This is a genomic window from Herminiimonas aquatilis (assembly GCF_042665175.1).
Lineage (GTDB): Bacteria > Pseudomonadota > Gammaproteobacteria > Burkholderiales > Burkholderiaceae_D > Oxalicibacterium > Oxalicibacterium aquatilis.
Genome location: NZ_JBHTCC010000003.1, coordinates 257,910 through 274,063, shown reverse-complemented (window position 1 = coordinate 274,063; position 16,154 = coordinate 257,910). Strand labels below are relative to the sequence as shown.

15 protein-coding genes are annotated in these 16,154 nt (G+C 52.1%); 6 read left to right on the top strand and 9 right to left on the bottom strand.

Annotation, left to right across the window (positions count from 1 at the left end; all coding sequences use genetic code 11):
* Nucleotides 1–6 precede the first annotated feature (6 nt).
* Nucleotides 7–759 carry a TorF family putative porin gene (locus ACFQO0_RS13720; RefSeq protein WP_382235565.1) on the top strand — a complete coding sequence of 251 codons (753 nt, stop codon included), beginning with the start codon at nt 7–9 and terminating at the stop codon, nt 757–759.
* Nucleotides 760–976: 217 nt separating this feature from the next.
* Nucleotides 977–1,408 carry an OsmC family protein gene (locus tag ACFQO0_RS13715; protein ID WP_382235563.1) on the top strand — a complete coding sequence of 144 codons (432 nt, stop codon included), beginning with the start codon at nt 977–979 and terminating at the stop codon, nt 1,406–1,408.
* A gap of 105 nt (nt 1,409–1,513) precedes the next feature.
* Here ACFQO0_RS13715 and ACFQO0_RS13710 read toward each other — a convergent pair whose 3' ends face one another.
* Nucleotides 1,514–1,960: a PTS sugar transporter subunit IIA gene (locus tag ACFQO0_RS13710; protein ID WP_382235561.1), complete on the bottom strand. Its 447-nt coding sequence runs from the start codon at nt 1,958–1,960 to the stop codon at nt 1,514–1,516.
* 217 nt (nt 1,961–2,177) lie between these two features.
* On the opposite strand from ACFQO0_RS13710, the gene ACFQO0_RS13705 reads away from it, so the two are divergent.
* Together ACFQO0_RS13705 and dapA are read left to right on the top strand one after the other, a co-directional pair.
* Nucleotides 2,178–2,615, top strand: a complete 438-nt coding sequence (locus ACFQO0_RS13705) for a hypothetical protein (protein ID WP_382235559.1) — start codon at nt 2,178–2,180, stop codon at nt 2,613–2,615.
* Nucleotides 2,616–2,658: 43 nt separating this feature from the next.
* Nucleotides 2,659–3,624 (top strand): 4-hydroxy-tetrahydrodipicolinate synthase, encoded by a 966-nt coding sequence (gene dapA / locus ACFQO0_RS13700; RefSeq protein WP_382235557.1) that lies wholly within the window; start codon nt 2,659–2,661, stop codon nt 3,622–3,624.
* A gap of 70 nt (nt 3,625–3,694) precedes the next feature.
* On the opposite strand, the gene kdpE is transcribed toward dapA, so the two are convergent.
* The 6 genes from kdpE to kdpF form a co-directional block, all read right to left on the bottom strand.
* On the bottom strand, nt 3,695–4,393 hold the full coding sequence (gene kdpE, locus ACFQO0_RS13695; protein ID WP_382235555.1) for a two-component system response regulator KdpE: 699 nt from the start codon (nt 4,391–4,393) through the stop codon (nt 3,695–3,697).
* Nucleotides 4,390–7,179, bottom strand: a complete 2,790-nt coding sequence (gene kdpD, locus ACFQO0_RS13690) for a two-component system sensor histidine kinase KdpD (protein WP_382235553.1) — start codon at nt 7,177–7,179, stop codon at nt 4,390–4,392. The genes kdpE and kdpD overlap by 4 nt, the downstream gene beginning before the upstream one ends.
* Before the next feature lie 122 nt (nt 7,180–7,301).
* A complete protein-coding gene (gene kdpC / locus ACFQO0_RS13685; RefSeq protein WP_382235551.1) occupies nt 7,302–7,874 on the bottom strand; it encodes a potassium-transporting ATPase subunit KdpC in 573 nt (190 codons plus the stop codon).
* 22 nt (nt 7,875–7,896) lie between these two features.
* Nucleotides 7,897–9,990, bottom strand: coding sequence for a potassium-transporting ATPase subunit KdpB (gene kdpB, locus ACFQO0_RS13680; protein WP_382235928.1), 2,094 nt, complete (start codon nt 9,988–9,990; stop codon nt 7,897–7,899).
* Nucleotides 9,991–10,069: 79 nt separating this feature from the next.
* Complete coding sequence (gene kdpA / locus ACFQO0_RS13675; RefSeq protein WP_382235549.1) at nt 10,070–11,875, bottom strand: potassium-transporting ATPase subunit KdpA; 1,806 nt, start codon at nt 11,873–11,875, stop codon at nt 10,070–10,072.
* 1 nt (nt 11,876) lies between these two features.
* Nucleotides 11,877–11,966, bottom strand: a complete 90-nt coding sequence (kdpF, locus tag ACFQO0_RS13670) for a K(+)-transporting ATPase subunit F (protein ID WP_382235547.1) — start codon at nt 11,964–11,966, stop codon at nt 11,877–11,879.
* 262 nt (nt 11,967–12,228) lie between these two features.
* Between kdpF and def the strand changes: the two genes are divergently transcribed.
* Nucleotides 12,229–12,741, top strand: coding sequence for a peptide deformylase (gene def / locus ACFQO0_RS13665; RefSeq protein WP_382235545.1), 513 nt, complete (start codon nt 12,229–12,231; stop codon nt 12,739–12,741).
* Between the two features lie 79 nt (nt 12,742–12,820).
* Here the strand turns inward: def and ACFQO0_RS13660 are convergent, their stop codons facing one another.
* A complete protein-coding gene (locus ACFQO0_RS13660; protein WP_382235543.1) occupies nt 12,821–13,150 on the bottom strand; it encodes a hypothetical protein in 330 nt (109 codons plus the stop codon).
* Between the two features lie 85 nt (nt 13,151–13,235).
* Complete coding sequence (locus tag ACFQO0_RS13655) at nt 13,236–14,132, bottom strand: formylglycine-generating enzyme family protein (RefSeq protein ID WP_382235541.1); 897 nt, start codon at nt 14,130–14,132, stop codon at nt 13,236–13,238.
* 342 nt (nt 14,133–14,474) lie between these two features.
* Between ACFQO0_RS13655 and ACFQO0_RS13650 the strand changes: the two genes are divergently transcribed.
* Nucleotides 14,475–16,034 (top strand): sensor domain-containing diguanylate cyclase, encoded by a 1,560-nt coding sequence (locus ACFQO0_RS13650; protein WP_382235539.1) that lies wholly within the window; start codon nt 14,475–14,477, stop codon nt 16,032–16,034.
* The last annotated feature ends 120 nt before the right edge of the window (nt 16,035–16,154 follow it).

The following is a 16,154-nucleotide window of genomic DNA, read 5'->3' as shown; positions in this document are numbered from 1 at the left end:
AAATAGATGAAAAAATTGATCGTTGTTGCCGCGATAACTGCCGCATTTACCACTAGCATCGCGCACGCTCAAGAACATAAGTCTGATAGTGAAGTCAGCTTCAATGCAGGCGTCACATCGGATTATCGTTTTCGCGGCATTTCGCAGACACGTCTGGAACCTGCATTGCAAGGCGGTGCCGATTACGTCCACAATCCAAGTGGATTCTACGCCGGCACTTGGCTCTCTACTATCAAATTCGTCAAAGATGCTGGCGGTAGCGGCAGCGTCGAAATAGATGTGTATGGCGGCAAGCGCGGTGCCATTACCGAAGATGTGTCTTACGACGTGGGCGTTCTTACTTACGTTTACCCATCCAATGACTTGAACCCAAGTGCCAACACCACGGAACTCTACGCCCAGCTTGGCTACGGACCTGCATATATTAAATATTCGTACTCTGTCACCGATCTATTCGGTTATATCGATAGCGAAGGCAGCGGCTATCTGGATGCGGGGATGAATCTTGAGGTAGGTAAAGGCTTTATCCTCAATCTGCATGCAGGTCATCAAACAGTAAAAGGAAGCAGCGGCGGCGTGAATAATGACCGCTTCAGCTACACCGATTGGAAAATCGGCGTCACCAAGGACTTCGGTATTGCAACCGGCGCGCTTGCTGTGATAGGCACCAACGCCGATAAAGACGCCTATGCATCGCCAGTCAACGCCAAGTTCATGGGAAAAACTGCATTGGTTCTGACCGTAAGCAAAACTTTCTAAGCCTGTATTTTCAAGCACTAGAATCTTTGCTGATCCACCCTTGCCGCGTAACCCCGCTCGCAAGCTAGTCATCACATGAATCTGCCCGCGCCATCATTAACGATGGCGCGGGCTTTTCTTTCTCTGCGTCAATCACAAATCGTTCCTGAGAAATTCAATGGAACCGATCAAGCTTGTTGTGCTCTATCTTTAACCTCAACCATTCAAGGAGACACACATGAACAAAACCGCATCAGCAGCATGGAAAGGCGGCATCAAGGACGGTATCGGCAGTATTTCGGTCGAAACCGGCGTACTGAAAGAAGCGCCATATGGCTTCAAGGCGCGCTTTGAAGATGGACCTGGCACGAACCCTGAGGAATTGATAGGTGCAGCGCATGCAGGCTGCTTCACGATGGCCTTGTCAGGCGAACTAGGTAAGGCGAAGCTGACCGCAGACAGCTTGAAAACCACAGCGACTGTCACATTGGACAAAGTAGAAGGTGGTTTTGCGATTAGCAAAATCCATCTGGATCTGGTCGGTAAAGTGCCGGGTACCGATCAAGCTGGTTTCGAAAAGATCGCCAATGATGCCAAGGTTGGCTGCCCAGTATCCAAACTATTCAAGGGCAATGCCGAGATCACATTGACGGCCACGCTCGAAGCCTGACCCCTTAGCGACCATCACTTTGTATATCGATTCAGAGCCATAGTCTCTAAGTCATACAACAACACAATGCCCACTGATGTGGGCATTTTCTTATCAAGATACATATCAAACTTTAAAGCAGGCCTGTATCTCAAGAGGATGATGGGCAACCGTTAGCTTGTCCCTGAAGTTTTGATCGCATAGTTTGCCAACCACATCGGCCAGTATCTGCAAATGCACGTAGGTCGTCCTGGCAGGTAAAAGCAGGACAAAGAATTCTGAAACAGGCAGTTCATCCGGCGCATTGAAAGCTATAGGCCTAGCGAGCCGAACAAAAGCTGCAATCGGTTGCGGCAATTCAGCGATCTGCGCATGAGGAATGGCTACGCCCTGTCCCAAGCCTGTAGAACACAACTCCTCACGCACGCATAAGCTTTCATAAATCACTGTCCGATTGATTTGATGTTCGCGCTCCAGAAGTTCTGCAATTTGTGCAAAGGCTTGCAACTGGTTCGCGGCATGCAAGTCGAGGAAAATATTTTCAGGAAATAAAAAATCAGCAAAAGTAGTCATCAAGAATATCGTTATTCAAACAGCAGAAAACAATATCCTTTCGTGCGTAAAAATGTCGTAAAAATTGGGCGCTATTTGACGACATCATCTATCCGACGCATCGCCACCTTAATTCCTGATTTATACAAATCTTTTACACGCTAAGCCTGTTTTTTTAGGCAATTTTTATATTCGAACTGCTAATCTTCTTTTCACCATAACAACAAAGCAGGTTCACATGAATCGCTTGACCTTGATGCAAACGCAATCACCAGTTCCCATACGATTTTTCAATACCAATATCAGTGCGGTATCTGCGAACAGCACGCTGAATACCTCTCTTCAATCACTTGATACAACTACTGAAGCTATCGGTCCCGATCAGGCGCAATCTACTTCCTTAACTCAAGCCAGCAATCTCTCAGTTGTCCCCTCCTCGGCCAGCACCGAATGCATGATGCTGGTTACGATCAAGGCAGATTCAGTAGCCGATCTGCGGCATCTAGTTATGCGTACCTGCGGCGAACTGATCGTATTTATCAAAGCGCAGCCTATCGCTCACGCAACCAAGATGAAGGTATGGTTGTGCTTGAGCGAAGCTGCTACCGGAAAAGTAATGGACGCGGTCATGCGCTCGCTACCAAGTGCTGAATTCGGTCGAATCACACACACCTAACAAACAGCCTCCATCGTCTAATTTTTCATCCGAAAGAAATATCATGCTGAATCCTGAAGGAATCATGGTTCCCATCGTGACGCCATTTTGCAATAACGCTATCGATTTCGATGCGGCACAGCGTATTGCCTACGACCTGGCAAACGAAGGTGTACACGGCATCATCGTTTGCGGCACGACAGGCGAAGCGGCAGCACTCGATGATCATGAACAAACAGCGTTGTTATGCGCAGTGATGGAAGCAGTCGGCTCCCGTTGCCCAGTATTGATGGGCGTCAGTGGCAGCAATACGCGCTTAGTCGCCGAAAAAATTGCCAGCTTTAATCAATATGCACCGGCAGGTTTTTTGCTGTCACCACCTTCGTATGTGCGCCCATCGCAAAATGGAATACTCTTGCATTTCCAGGCGGTGGCGGCACGGACTGATTTGCCTATCGTGATTTACAACATCCCTGCGCGTACCGGCGTCAACATCGCGACGGAAACTGTCGTCGCGCTGGCAACCGATCCACAATTTGTCGCCATCAAGGAAAGCAGCGGCAATCTCACGCAATTAGCCGAGATCATTAATAGCAAGTCCTTGAAAGTCTTATCCGGTGACGATGCACTTTTCCTGAGCACACTTAGGCTAGGCGGACACGGTGCGATCTCAGCCGCAGCACATATACGCCCCGATCTGTTTTTACGTGTTTATGAATTGATGAAACTGGGGGAAGTAGAACAAGCGACTTCGATTTTCAATGGTTTGCTAGCGTTGATACGCCTACTGTTTTCTGAACCGAATCCAGGTCCGATCAAAGCAGCACTGGCGATGCAAGGTAAGCTTCAACAGAATTTACGTTTGCCGATGACGACCATGTCCCGAGCAGGTCAGGAACAATTGGCGAAAACTCTGGAAGATGTGATGGCACTACCGATATACGAGGATCAATCAAGTGCACGATGGATTGAAGCCACAACGATTGAAAAAAGAAGTTTGGGCGAGGGTGTATTTCAAACGGCAATGTGATGATCAACTTCACGTTCGGCTAACTCTTGATCAACTAGCCGAACGCGATTCTTTATTGCAGCGAATCAAATCACAAAGGCAACATCAGGCGATAACCGACTGCTGTTTCCGTCAATAGATACTTGGGTTGCGCAGGATCGTCTTCCAGCTTCTGCCGTAAATGTCCCATGTAAATACGCAAGTAGTGGCTACTTTCCGAATGGGATGGTCCCCACACTTCGCGCAGCAATTGCGGATTCGTTACGACGCGGCCGGCGTTCGTTGCCAGCACGCTCAGCAGGCGGTATTCAGTCGGTGTCAGATGCACCATCTGATTCCCCTTGGTAACCAGGTGCGCTTTCATATCCAGCTTGACGTCGCCAAATTGAAACGCTTCTTGCTCATCGGTTGCTGACTTGCGATGTCGGCGCACGGTGGAACGCACACGCGCCAGCAGTTCTCCCACACCAAATGGCTTGCTCAAATAATCATCGGCACCCGCATCGAGTGCCTTGATCTTGTCGCTTTCATTCACGCGTGCAGACAGCACGATGATGGGGACAGCCGACCACTTGCGTACATCAAGAATAAAGTCGACGCCATCACCATCTGGCAAGCCGAGATCGAGCACGATCAGATTCGGCTTGCGTGTGCCTGCATCGATCAGACCGCGTTTGATCGTTTCAGACTCGAAGACTTGCCAGCCTTCTTCTTCCAGTGCGGCACGTACGAAACGGCGAATTTGCGGCTCGTCTTCAACCAGCAATGCAATGGGTAATGCTTCGCTCATGATTCTTGATCCCGAATAGTGTCGCGATTGTCCATATCCTTGTCCAGGTCCGGCATAGCCGGCGGCGTGCCTAGCGGCAAAGTGAAATTGATGGAAGCACCACCGTCAGGTGAATGCGCTGCACGTATCGTTCCCTGATGCGCTTCGACGATGGCGCGGCAAATGGCTAATCCGAGCCCTACACCTGGCGTTGCGGATTCGCGTTCACCTCGTGTGAATTTTTCAAAGATCGCATCTTCCTTTCCGGTCGGCAGACCTGGGCCGTTGTCATAGACCGCAACTTCCAGAAAACGTCCGCTGGTTTCTGCCGCGATGGTAATGCGCGAGCCGGCCGGTGTGTACTTGGCTGCATTCTCTATCAGGTTGCACAACACACGTTCTATCAATACAGCATCGAAGCGCACCAGTGGCAAATCTTGCGCCAGCCTGGTTTTGATCTCATGACGGACTATCGCGGATTGGCTGGCACGCAATGCACTGCCGACCACTTCTTCAAATTCCTGCCATTGCAAATTGAGTTTGACTTCACCGCTTTGTATACGCGCCATATCCAGTAAATTGGAAACCAGATGTCCCATACGCAGCGCTTCATCGTGCAAGGCTTGCGCGAGTTCTTGCTGACTGCTGGTCAGTGGCGGCTTCGACATCGTCAACGATTCAGACAAGCCAACCAGCGAAGTCAGCGGAGTGCGCAAATCATGCGACAACGCAGCGAGCAGTGAATTACGCAAACGTTCGGATTCCATACGCACCAGCGCGTCTTGCGCTACCTCGATGTAATGCACGCGTTCAAGCGCAATCGCAGCGAGCGCGGCAAAAGTATCGAGTTGCTGTCTTTGCTCGGGAATCAGAATCCAGCGCCGGTTCTCGGGTTGAATTGCCAGAACGCCACGTGTGCGCATAGGCGCGACCAAGGGCAGATAAAAATAGATACTAGCTGGCAGCGTGTCGGTGCCCATGCCGGCTGGCGTAGCGCGATCGAATGCCCATTGCGCAATACCGAGATCAAGTGCGACCGCATCACTACCCTTCTTGCTCTTATCTGCATGGTCAACCCACTTGCCATCTGCTTGTGTCGGCAAGGACAAGCGTGCCGCATCATCCGGCAACAGCAATATGGCCTTGGCACGGAAGGTTCTCTGTATGAAGGATTGCGTAATCTCGAATATCTGCTCGGTCTGCAATGCCCCCGATAACTCACGAGAAAATTCATACAGGGCACGTGCCCTGCCTTCCCTATGTGCAGCAATCTTGGCCTGGAAACGTAATCCCGATGTCAGCTGACCGACAATCAATCCGACCACCAACAGCACTGCAAAGGTAACCAGATACTGCACGTCGCTGACGGCAAATGAAAAGCGCGGTGGAACGAAAAAGAAATCAAATACGGCGACACTGAGAAATGCCGCCATTACTGCAGGGCCACGCCCGAAACGGACGGCAATCAATACTTCTGTCAGCAAAAACAGCATCACGATATTGGCCAGATCCAGATGCGGCAGCAGCGGCGTTGCCAGCAAGGCGGTAAAACCGCAGGCAGCGACTGCACAGGCGTAAGGCCAATAGCGGTGTTTCTGGGCGGCTGGCATTTCATCCGCAGTCAGGCTTGAGCGCTCGGCAAAACTGTGCGACGCAGAAGACTCATTGTCGCCTTGTCCGGTTTCCATCAAATCGATGTCCGGCGCATAGTGCGCAATACGCTTCAAATGCGAGGTCTGCCAAAGCCATCTAGCATGTCCTCGGCCCAGCACAATGCGCGAAAAATTATGACTACGCGCATAGTGGACGATTTCACGGGCAATATCACCGCCGGAAAGGACGGCCGTGGTTGCCCCCAGATCCTGCGCCAGTTTCAAGGTCTTCAGAATATGTTCTCGCCGTGCAGCAGGCAGCCGCTGTAATTGCGGCGTTTCCACAAACACGGCATGCCATTCAGCGTTCAACTGTACGGCGAGTTGCGCCGCGCTGCGAATCACATGTTCGCAACCGGCACGAGGACCTATGCAGACCAATAGATCGGAATCGGTTTTCCATACGCCATTGATGGATTTTTCTATCCGATAGGCTTGTACGTCATCACCAATACGATCAGCGGTACGGCGTAGGGCCAGCTCGCGTAGCGCGATCAGATTGCCTTTGCGGAAAAAATTGCGTGATGCACGTTCAGCCTGTTGCGGCTGATAAACCTTGCCTTCACTGAGACGCGCAAGCAAATCATCAGCGGGTATATCGACCAATACGACTTCGTCGGCTTGATCGAATACAGTGTCCGGCAGGGTTTCCGCGACGCGGATACCAGTAATGCCGCCCACCACATCGTTCAGGGTTTCCAGATGCTGCACATTGACTGCTGTGAAGACGTCTATCCCGGCTTCCAGCAGCTCTTGTACATCCTGCCAGCGTTTGGGGTGACGCGAACCCGGCGCATTTGAATGGGCCAGCTCGTCTACCAGAATCAATGCCGGCTTGCGTGCCAGTGCTGCATCGATATCGAATTCAGTGATGGTCTTGTCGCGATACGCAATTTCTTTGCGTGGGAGCACGTCCAGTCCATCAAGCAAAGCGGCGGTTTCACTGCGGCCATGCGTTTCGACGATACCAACCAGCACATCGTGACCTTCGGCCTGCATCCGGCGTGCAGCAGACAACATCGCATAGGTTTTTCCTACGCCGGCAGACGCACCGAAATAGATGCGTAATGTACCCCGTTCGGCGCGACGCTCCTGTTCCTGCACCTGCGCCAACAAGGCATCTGGATCAGGACGTTGGTGATCGACTGGAGGCATAAATGTGGGCGACGATAAGGAATAAAGTAATGGCTTTGATTGTGCCATATTCGGTGAAAACGTCAGGTACTCACAACAAGAAAATACGGGCGACTGCATCCACCGGCCGCCCGAACTAACGTTTACTGACGTTGGTCCAGCGCGAGATTCAATGCCAGTACGTTCACGCGCGGCTCACCGAAGAATCCCAAATATTGGCCTCTGCTGTACTTGCCTATGATGCCGTGCACTTCTTCCAGCGCCATCTTGCGTTCACGCGCGACGCGAGCTGCCTGATACTGCGCTGCCGCCAAACTGATTTCAGGATCGAGTCCGCTCGCTGAAGCCGTTACCAAATCCACAGGAACCGGCAAGGTATTGTCAGGATCAACGTCTTTCAACACAGCGATGCGACCTTTCACGTTGTCGATCAATGCAGGATTAAGCGGCCCCTGATTGGCACCGCTGGAGGCTGCTGCATTGTTAGGCATAGGGCCAGTAGCTGATGGACGTCCCCAGAAATACCGGGGAGATGAAAACGCCTGACCTATCAGCGCGGAGCCAACCAACTCGCCGTTACGTGATACCAGACTGCCTTCTGCCTGTTCACTGAAGGCAAGCTTGCCGATGCCGGCAACCGCGAACGGATAGATAACGCCGCAAATCAGGGTGAGCACGGAAAATAAAACCAGTGCGGGACGAAATGTCGCTTTCATATTAATTCCTTTCATTCTTGATTCAGATAAGACCAAAAACGGTCAGGATCATGTCGATCAATTTGATGCCGACGAAGGGCACCAATATTCCGCCCAGACCATAGATCAGCATATTGCGACGTAACAAGGCTGCAGCACCCACCGCGCGATACTTGACGCCCTTCAATGCCAAGGGGATCAGCACGACGATGATCAGCGCATTGAAAATCACGGCTGACATGATGGCCGATGACGGACTGCTCAAGTGCATGATGTCTAGCGCCTTCAACTGCGGATAAGTCGTGACAAATGCAGCCGGGATGATCGCGAAATACTTGGCGATATCATTCGAGATAGAAAACGTCGTCAGTGAACCGCGCGTCATCAACATCTGCTTACCGATCTCGACGATCTCCAGCAGCTTGGTCGGATTGGAGTCCAGATCGACCATATTGCCGGCTTCCTTCGCGGCTTGCGTGCCGGAATTCATCGCCACCGCCACGTCGGCCTGCGCCAACGCCGGCGCATCGTTGGTGCCATCGCCAGTCATCGCGACCAGACGGCCTTGCGACTGGTATTCGCGTATCAGTTTGAGCTTCTGTTCCGGTGTTGCTTCCGCGAGGAAATCATCGACGCCGGCTTCAGCGGCAATCGCTGCTGCAGTCAACTTGTTATCGCCGGTGATCATCACGGTTTTGATACCCATGCGCCGCAGTTCGGCGAAGCGCTCCTTGATACCGCCCTTGACGATATCTTTCAACTCGACCACGCCCATCACGCGACCGTCATCAACCACCACCAAAGGCGTACTGCCGCGGCGTGAAATGTCGTCCACCGTATTCGATACTTCTATAGGGAATGGGCGACCGAGCAACTCGATATGCTTTTTCACCGCATCGACAGAACCCTTGCGGATAATGCGTTCTCCCATATCAACGCCGCTCATGCGTGTCTGCGCACTGAAGTGAACGAAGATCGCGTTCAAGGCAGCGATATCGCGTTCCCGTATGTTGAACTTCTGCTTGGCAAGGATGACGATGCTGCGACCTTCCGGCGTTTCATCTGCCAGCGAAGCGAGTTGCGCAACATCGGCCAACTGGATCTGCGTGATGCCAGGTGCCGGATAAAACTCTGATGCCTGGCGATTACCCAGTGTGATGGTGCCGGTTTTATCCAGCAACAATACATCGACGTCGCCCGCCGCTTCCACTGCACGTCCCGACGTGGCGATTACATTGGCTTGCATCATGCGGCTCATGCCGGCCACACCAATCGCTGATAGCAAGCCACCTATCGTGGTCGGGATCAAGCAGACCAGCAGTGCGATCAATACTGTGATGGTAATAGGTGAACCGCTACCAGCCGCTTCTACCGAGTACAGTGAGAATGGCAATAAGGTCACCGTCACGATCAGGAAGATGATGGTCAGTGCGACCAGCAAAATCGTCAAGGCGATTTCATTCGGTGTCTTTTGACGCTTCGCACCTTCGACCATCGCGATCATACGATCAATGAAGGCTTCGCCAGGATTGACCGCGATGCGCACCACCAGCCAGTCGGACAACACGCGCGTGCCGCCGGTGACGGAAGAAAAGTCACCGCCCGACTCACGAATCACGGGAGCCGATTCGCCGGTGATGGCACTTTCATCGACGGATGCCACGCCCTCTATCACTTCGCCATCGACCGGAATCACGTCGCCGGCTTCGACCAGTACAGTATCGCCCTTGCGTAAATCGGCCGGCGATGCAGGCAACCATGATGTGCCGTGCTTAGGCACCGAGAGCTTCTTCGCCAGCACGGTTTGCTTCAAGGCGCGCAAGGACGCCGCTTGCGCCTTGCTGCGTCCTTCGGCCAATGATTCAGCGAAGTTGGCAAACAGCACCGTGAACCATAGCCAAATCGAAATGGCAAAGATAAAGCCAGGGCTAGCCTCGCCTTTACCGAAGAGCGATTGAAGGAACAACATTGTAGTAATGATGCTGCCGACATAGACAACAAACATCACAGGACTGCGCCACTGTGCACGTGGCGTCAGTTTTTTGAATGCATCGACAATGGCTGGACCTATCAGGGCCGTATCGAAAAGCGTCAGGCTTTTACGTGGCAAGACAGGCACCGCCTTGGATTCTGGCATTTGCATGGCAGGCTTTCTTTAATTTGGTGAGAGCGGCAAGCGGTTCGCGCTCACCGTTTCTGGTTGATTATTGTGAGAACTATCGTGAGAACAATTGCAGGTGTTCGACGATGGGGCCGAGTGCCAGCGCCGGGACGTAATTCAATACGCCAACCAGCACAACGACACCCACCAGCAAGGCAATAAACAGCGGGCCATGCGTCGGCATCGTGCCGGCATTAGCTTCCAGTTTTTGCTTACCTGCCAGCGAACCGGCTACCGCCAGAATCGGAACGATCATCGCGAATCGGCCGAACCACATCGCGATTGCCAGCAACGTGTTGTAGAACGGCGTGTTGGCAGACAGGCCTGCAAACGCGCTACCGTTGTTATTGGCTGCCGACGTGAACGCATACAGAATCTCGGAGAAACCATGCGCGCCCGGATTGGCAATCCCAGCCTTACCCGGTTCCAGCAGTACGGCAATCGCAGTCCCAACCAGTACAAGAGTCGGGGTCACCAAAATCGCAATCGATGCCATCTTCATTTCGTAAGACTGGATTTTTTTGCCCAGATATTCCGGCGTGCGACCTATCATCAGGCCGGCAATGAACACTGCAAGAATCGCGAAGATCAACATGCCGTACAAACCGGTCCCGACACCGCCGAATACGACTTCGCCAAATTGCATCAATACCAGCGGCACGAAGCCGCCCAGAGGCATCAGCGAATCATGCATGTTGTTGACGGCGCCACATGACGCAGCCGTCGTCACCGCAGTGAACAAGGTGGACGCACTGATACCGAAACGGGTTTCCTTGCCTTCCATGTAGCCGCCGGATTGGGTTGCGCTGGGGGCCTGATCAACGCCTAGCGCTTGCATCGCTGGATGCGCGGTTTGTTCCGAGATCATCACGATCGATGTCATCACGATAAAGATCAGCGTCATCGCACCGAGTACTGCCCAGCCTTGCCGCATATCGCCGACCAGGCGGCCGAACGTAAAGCACAGACCAGCCGGAATCAGGAAGATCGCCAGCATCTGGATGAAGTTACTGAGTGCAGTCGGATTTTCGTAAGGATGAGCCGAGTTCGCATTGAAGAAACCGCCGCCATTGGTACCCAGCATCTTGATTGCTTCTTGTGATGCAACCGGCCCCATCGCGATAGTTTGCGTTTTGGCAGTCAGGGTTTCCATTACAGGCTTGCCTTCAGCATCCACCACAGGCTGTCCGTCAGGCGTCGTTTTGGCTTGCTGATACGTCACTGGATCGATCAGCGAGACATCTTGATATGCAGAGAAATTCTGGATCACACCCTGCCCCATCAAGGCGATCGCAATGATGATAGAAAGTGGCAACAGGATATAAAGCGTGGAACGTGTCAGATCGATCCAGAAGTTGCCTATCGATTTGGCCGAACGCGAACTGAAGCCGCGTATCAATGCAAATGCGACGGCGATACCGGTCGCTGCGGAAAAGAAGTTTTGTCCGGTCAGTGCCAGCATTTGTGTCAGATAACTCATCGTCGCCTCACCGGCATAGCCTTGCCAGTTGGTATTACTGACAAAACTGACCGCGGTGTTGAATGAGGAATCAGAACTGACGTTGCCAAATGACTGCGGATTCAGAGGCAGCCACGCTTGCAGGCGCTGCACCGCGTACACGAACAAGGCGCCCAGCGTATTGAACACCAGCAGCGCAACGGCATAGCTTTTCCAGCTCATCGCAGATTGCGTGCCGAGACCGGCAAGACGGTAAAGTACATTTTCAAGCTTGAGGAGCCAGCCTAAGCCGCGGATCGCCGTACCATCACCGACCTTCACCATGAACAGGCCCAGGGGATAGGCGAACACCAACAATACGGCTAAAAATACGACGAGCAACATGATGGATTGCGAAGTCATTTTATAAGTCCTCCGCTTTCACCAACGCCATCAATAGATAAACGAGCAAACCGACCGCCACAACGGCGCCGATTACGTAAAATAGGTTCATTTACGTTCTCCCAAGTGGCTGCAGCCTTCGGTGAACGCCAGGCAAACCAGGAAAAATGCTGCGATTGCACCGATAAATACGAGGTCCATTTTCAAACTCCACATCATTGTTTTGATGAGAAGTAGCTTAGGAGAAATGGTCTAAAAATTTAGTAAAGACTTCGGTGTAGGGTGTAAAGGAAATATAAAAATTGACTGGCGCGGTGATAAAAATCAGTCAATTAAAATGTGCATGCGTCATCTTCGAGAAAATCTGAATCAACATGAGCAAGCTAGCCATCCTGCAATATCCCGACGAACGCTTGCACACGATTGCGCAGCCGGTCACAAAGATTGACGACCAGATCCACAAGCTGGTGCGTGATATGGCGCAGACGATGTACGCGGCGGACGGTATAGGTTTGGCTGCAACGCAGGTGGACGTGCACCTGCGGATCATCCTGGTGGATGTTTCAGAGAAGGGAAATCAACTGTTGGTGCTGATCAATCCGGAAGTAATCAAGATGGGCGGCAAGGCAGAATTCGAGGAAGGCTGCCTGTCTGTTCCCGATGTGTATGAAACAGTCAATCGCGCTGCGTGGATACGCGTACGCGCGCTTGATCTGGAAGGCAAATCGTTCGAACTGCAGGCCGATGGGTTGAAGGCGATGTGCATACAGCATGAGCTCGATCATTTGCAAGGCATGGTGTTCGTCGAACACCTGTCGCCGTTGAATCAGATGCGAATCTTGAACACGCTGGGAAAGCAAGGCAGAACTCGCAGCAAGGTTCGCTGATGCTTTTTTCTGCGGCTGAGTTTGCTGCTGATTCTGCAAAATGATTATGCAAAATCACTGAGCAAGGCAGACCTCTACATTAACTCGCCAATCGTGCCTCGACTCGCGCCATTGCACCGGTCGCAGGATGCCGCAATTTGGTAATGCGCTCTAACAAAATTGTGCGGATCTGTTCTGAATTTAAATTATGCTTTTGCAAAAAATCGTCAGACACTTCCAGTTCCACTGTGACGATGCCTCGCTCTTCTGCGATCTCTACCGACGTTACCTTGCCGAACATATCGATTTGCAAACCAGTCAATGGATTGCGAATATCCAGCAAGCGCGGCTCGATTGCATTTGTAAATTGTTGCGCATTCAGCGCGCGTAAAACGGGAAAGCAACCCGTCACTTCTATCAATGTCTTCATTTTTCCTTACTTCATCAAACGCATATTCCTGCTGAGCCCTGAGCAAACATGAGCGCAGCAGCAAACAAAAATTAATCAGTTGCGGCTAATCCGCTTCACGCACCAATCGCATGCCAACCAGCGTATAACGCGTGCTGGGCGCATTCCAGTTACGGTAAGAAGACCGCGCATAAAATGACCACGTATGCCATGAACCACCACGTCGTACTCGCACACTTCCACTTTCCGGCCCTTGCGGATCAGCCACCGGTGAGTTCGCATAATAACGATCATCATGCCAATCGGCAGTCCACTCCCATGCATTGCCGTGCATATCGTATAGTCCGAACGCATTCGGAGCGAAGCTGCCAACTGGTGCTGTAAAGGCAAAGCCATCGCTGCCAGGCAGCGCGTAACTTTGCCACCTGGACCAGTTTTTTGCAGCATCGGTATCGAATACATTGGCAGCAGCTAACAGCGACTGTGGATCGTCGCCAGTGTAATACTGCGTGCGTGTCCCTGCACGTGCTGCGTATTCCCATTCCGCTTCGGTCGGCAAGCGATACTTTTTCCCTTCAGTGACAGTAAGCCATTTGCACATCGCAACGGCATCGTTCCACGTTACGTTCACTACCGGATGATCATCACCTTGCGCAAAGCCCGGATCGCGCCACGAATACCTGATATTACGACCCTCAAAGGCATCGCCACGCAGCGATTTCGCTGGATCGTAATCAGGATTGTAACCATAGCCACCGCTGCCATCTGCCTCTGATTCAGGCATATAGCCGGAAGCATCAAGAAAGCGCCGAAACTGCCCCACTGTCACTTCATGTTGTTCCATGTAAAACGCATGCGTGATCTTTACCTTGTGCACCGGTGCTTCGTCCGACAACTCCTCAAAACGTTTGCGTTCATATTGCGGATAGCTGCGCGCCAGCGTCTCCACGGACGTATCGCTTCCCATAAAAAATTCGCCTGCGGGAAGCAGGACGAACTTCATGCCAAGCACGTTCTCGGAGAAAGATTCAGCCGGACACACGGAGGGAAATAGCAAATACAAGCAAAGAACGGGGATAGTCTTTAAGTGCATGGCAGAGAAAACCAGGAAGAAAATGGTTGAAGTAAACGGCAATCAAGCTGCCGAGCTTGCACACTACGATGCGTCCGATTTTTTCTTTTGCCAAGTAAATTTATGCGCGAAATCAATCCAGCAGCAAAATCACAACGTTATGTGTGCCCGTCATCGATATTTTCCTGTGGCAGTTGAAAACGTCGGGGCATCGTCAAAATGTTATAAAATTTGCACTTCAAGGCCAGTAAAGCCATCTTCCAGACGCACATAATGACAACAAAGCGCGCGCCCACAATACGTTCCAAACTTGTTTTGCTCGTCATGGCGTGCGTCGTACCGGCATCTCTGATGGCTGTGTTGCTGATCGCATACGATTATCAGCGCGCCCGCGAGCAACTACTGGCTAATTCGCTGGATACCGCAAGGGCCATGATTTCGGTGGTAGACCGCGATCTGGCCAGTATCGAATCCTCCCTGGTAGCGCTTGCCACCTCGCCTTATATCAAATCCGGCAACTTTCGCGCTTTTTATCAGCAGTCGCAAACCGTACTGAAAAACCAGGGGTCTCAGCACGATATGAATATCGCTCTGCTGGATATCACCGGCAAACAATATATAAACACGCGCCGTCCCTTTGGCTCACCGCTACCGACCAGGAATAACTTCCCCGGCATGCGCGCCATCTACGAAACAGGCCGACCCGTCATCTCTGATATCTTTATCGGTGAAGTAAGCAAACGTCCATTGCTCGCCGTAGGCGTACCGGTTTTCGATCCTGGCATACGCTACAACCTGAATGCGGGCATCTTTCCAGAACGTTTCGAGCGCCTGTTACTTCAACAGAAGCTGCCTGCAGGCTGGATCGCAGCCATCTTCGACGGCAATGGAAAAATCGTGGCACGCACACGTGACATGGAGCGTTACGCAGGAAAAATGGGCACACCTGAAATGGTCAGGCACATGAAGACAGCTACCGAAGATACATTTGAAAGTGTGACCTATGACGGAATTTCGGTGCAAACGGTCTTTAGCCGTTCATCCGTTTCGAACTGGTCGCTGGCAATCGGCATACCGACCCAGAGCCTGCATCAAGAGCTGCGAGAAACCTTGTTCTGGCTGGTGCTCGCCACGGTAGGCTTGCTAATTTGCAGTCTTGCTGCAGCATGGGCGATTGGTGGCCGCATTGCCGATTCGGTAAATGGGCTGACCGGCCCTGCCCTTGCCTTGGGCACAGGAGAAAAAGTTGACGTTCCGCCTTTGCATTTACGCGAAGCTGACGAGGTAGGCGCATCCCTGATGCAAGCCTCGGTCATGCTGCAAAATGCCCAGCATCGTGCAAATCATGATGGACTGACCGGTCTGGCGAATCGCACGCTATTCAATGAAATCGTCAATCAGCAACTGTTGCTGTGCGAACGTAATCAAAGCGAGCTGTCTATCCTGTATATCGATCTGGATGGTTTCAAGATCACCAATGACAAGCACGGTCATGAAACTGGTGACAGATTGCTGCGTAATGTCGCATCACGATTGAAATCCGGCATCCGCAACTCCGATGTCGTGGCGCGCCTGGGGGGTGATGAATTTGCCATTGTCATGGTCGGAACCGACATGAAGAATGCCAAGATAACCGCAGAAAAACTGGTCCAAGGCGTATCCGAACCGTATGTTTTTGATGGCCTCAGTGTCAGTATTTCAGCCAGTATCGGGATTGCCACCTACCCCGATTCCGGCGTCACCAGCCAGGCCTTGCTGCACCGTGCAGATAGGGCCATGTACAAGGCCAAAGGATTGGGAAGACGCAGGGTTGAGGCTGCGCCCTCTGCTTAAAGTCGGCAAGGTGCATCGACGAGGTACATGCGCGAATGTCATCGCTCTTCGGATGACAATCTAAGTAGCTACACACGCCTTCTCGCACATCGATGTGCTGATTATCGCCGCGTTTAAACC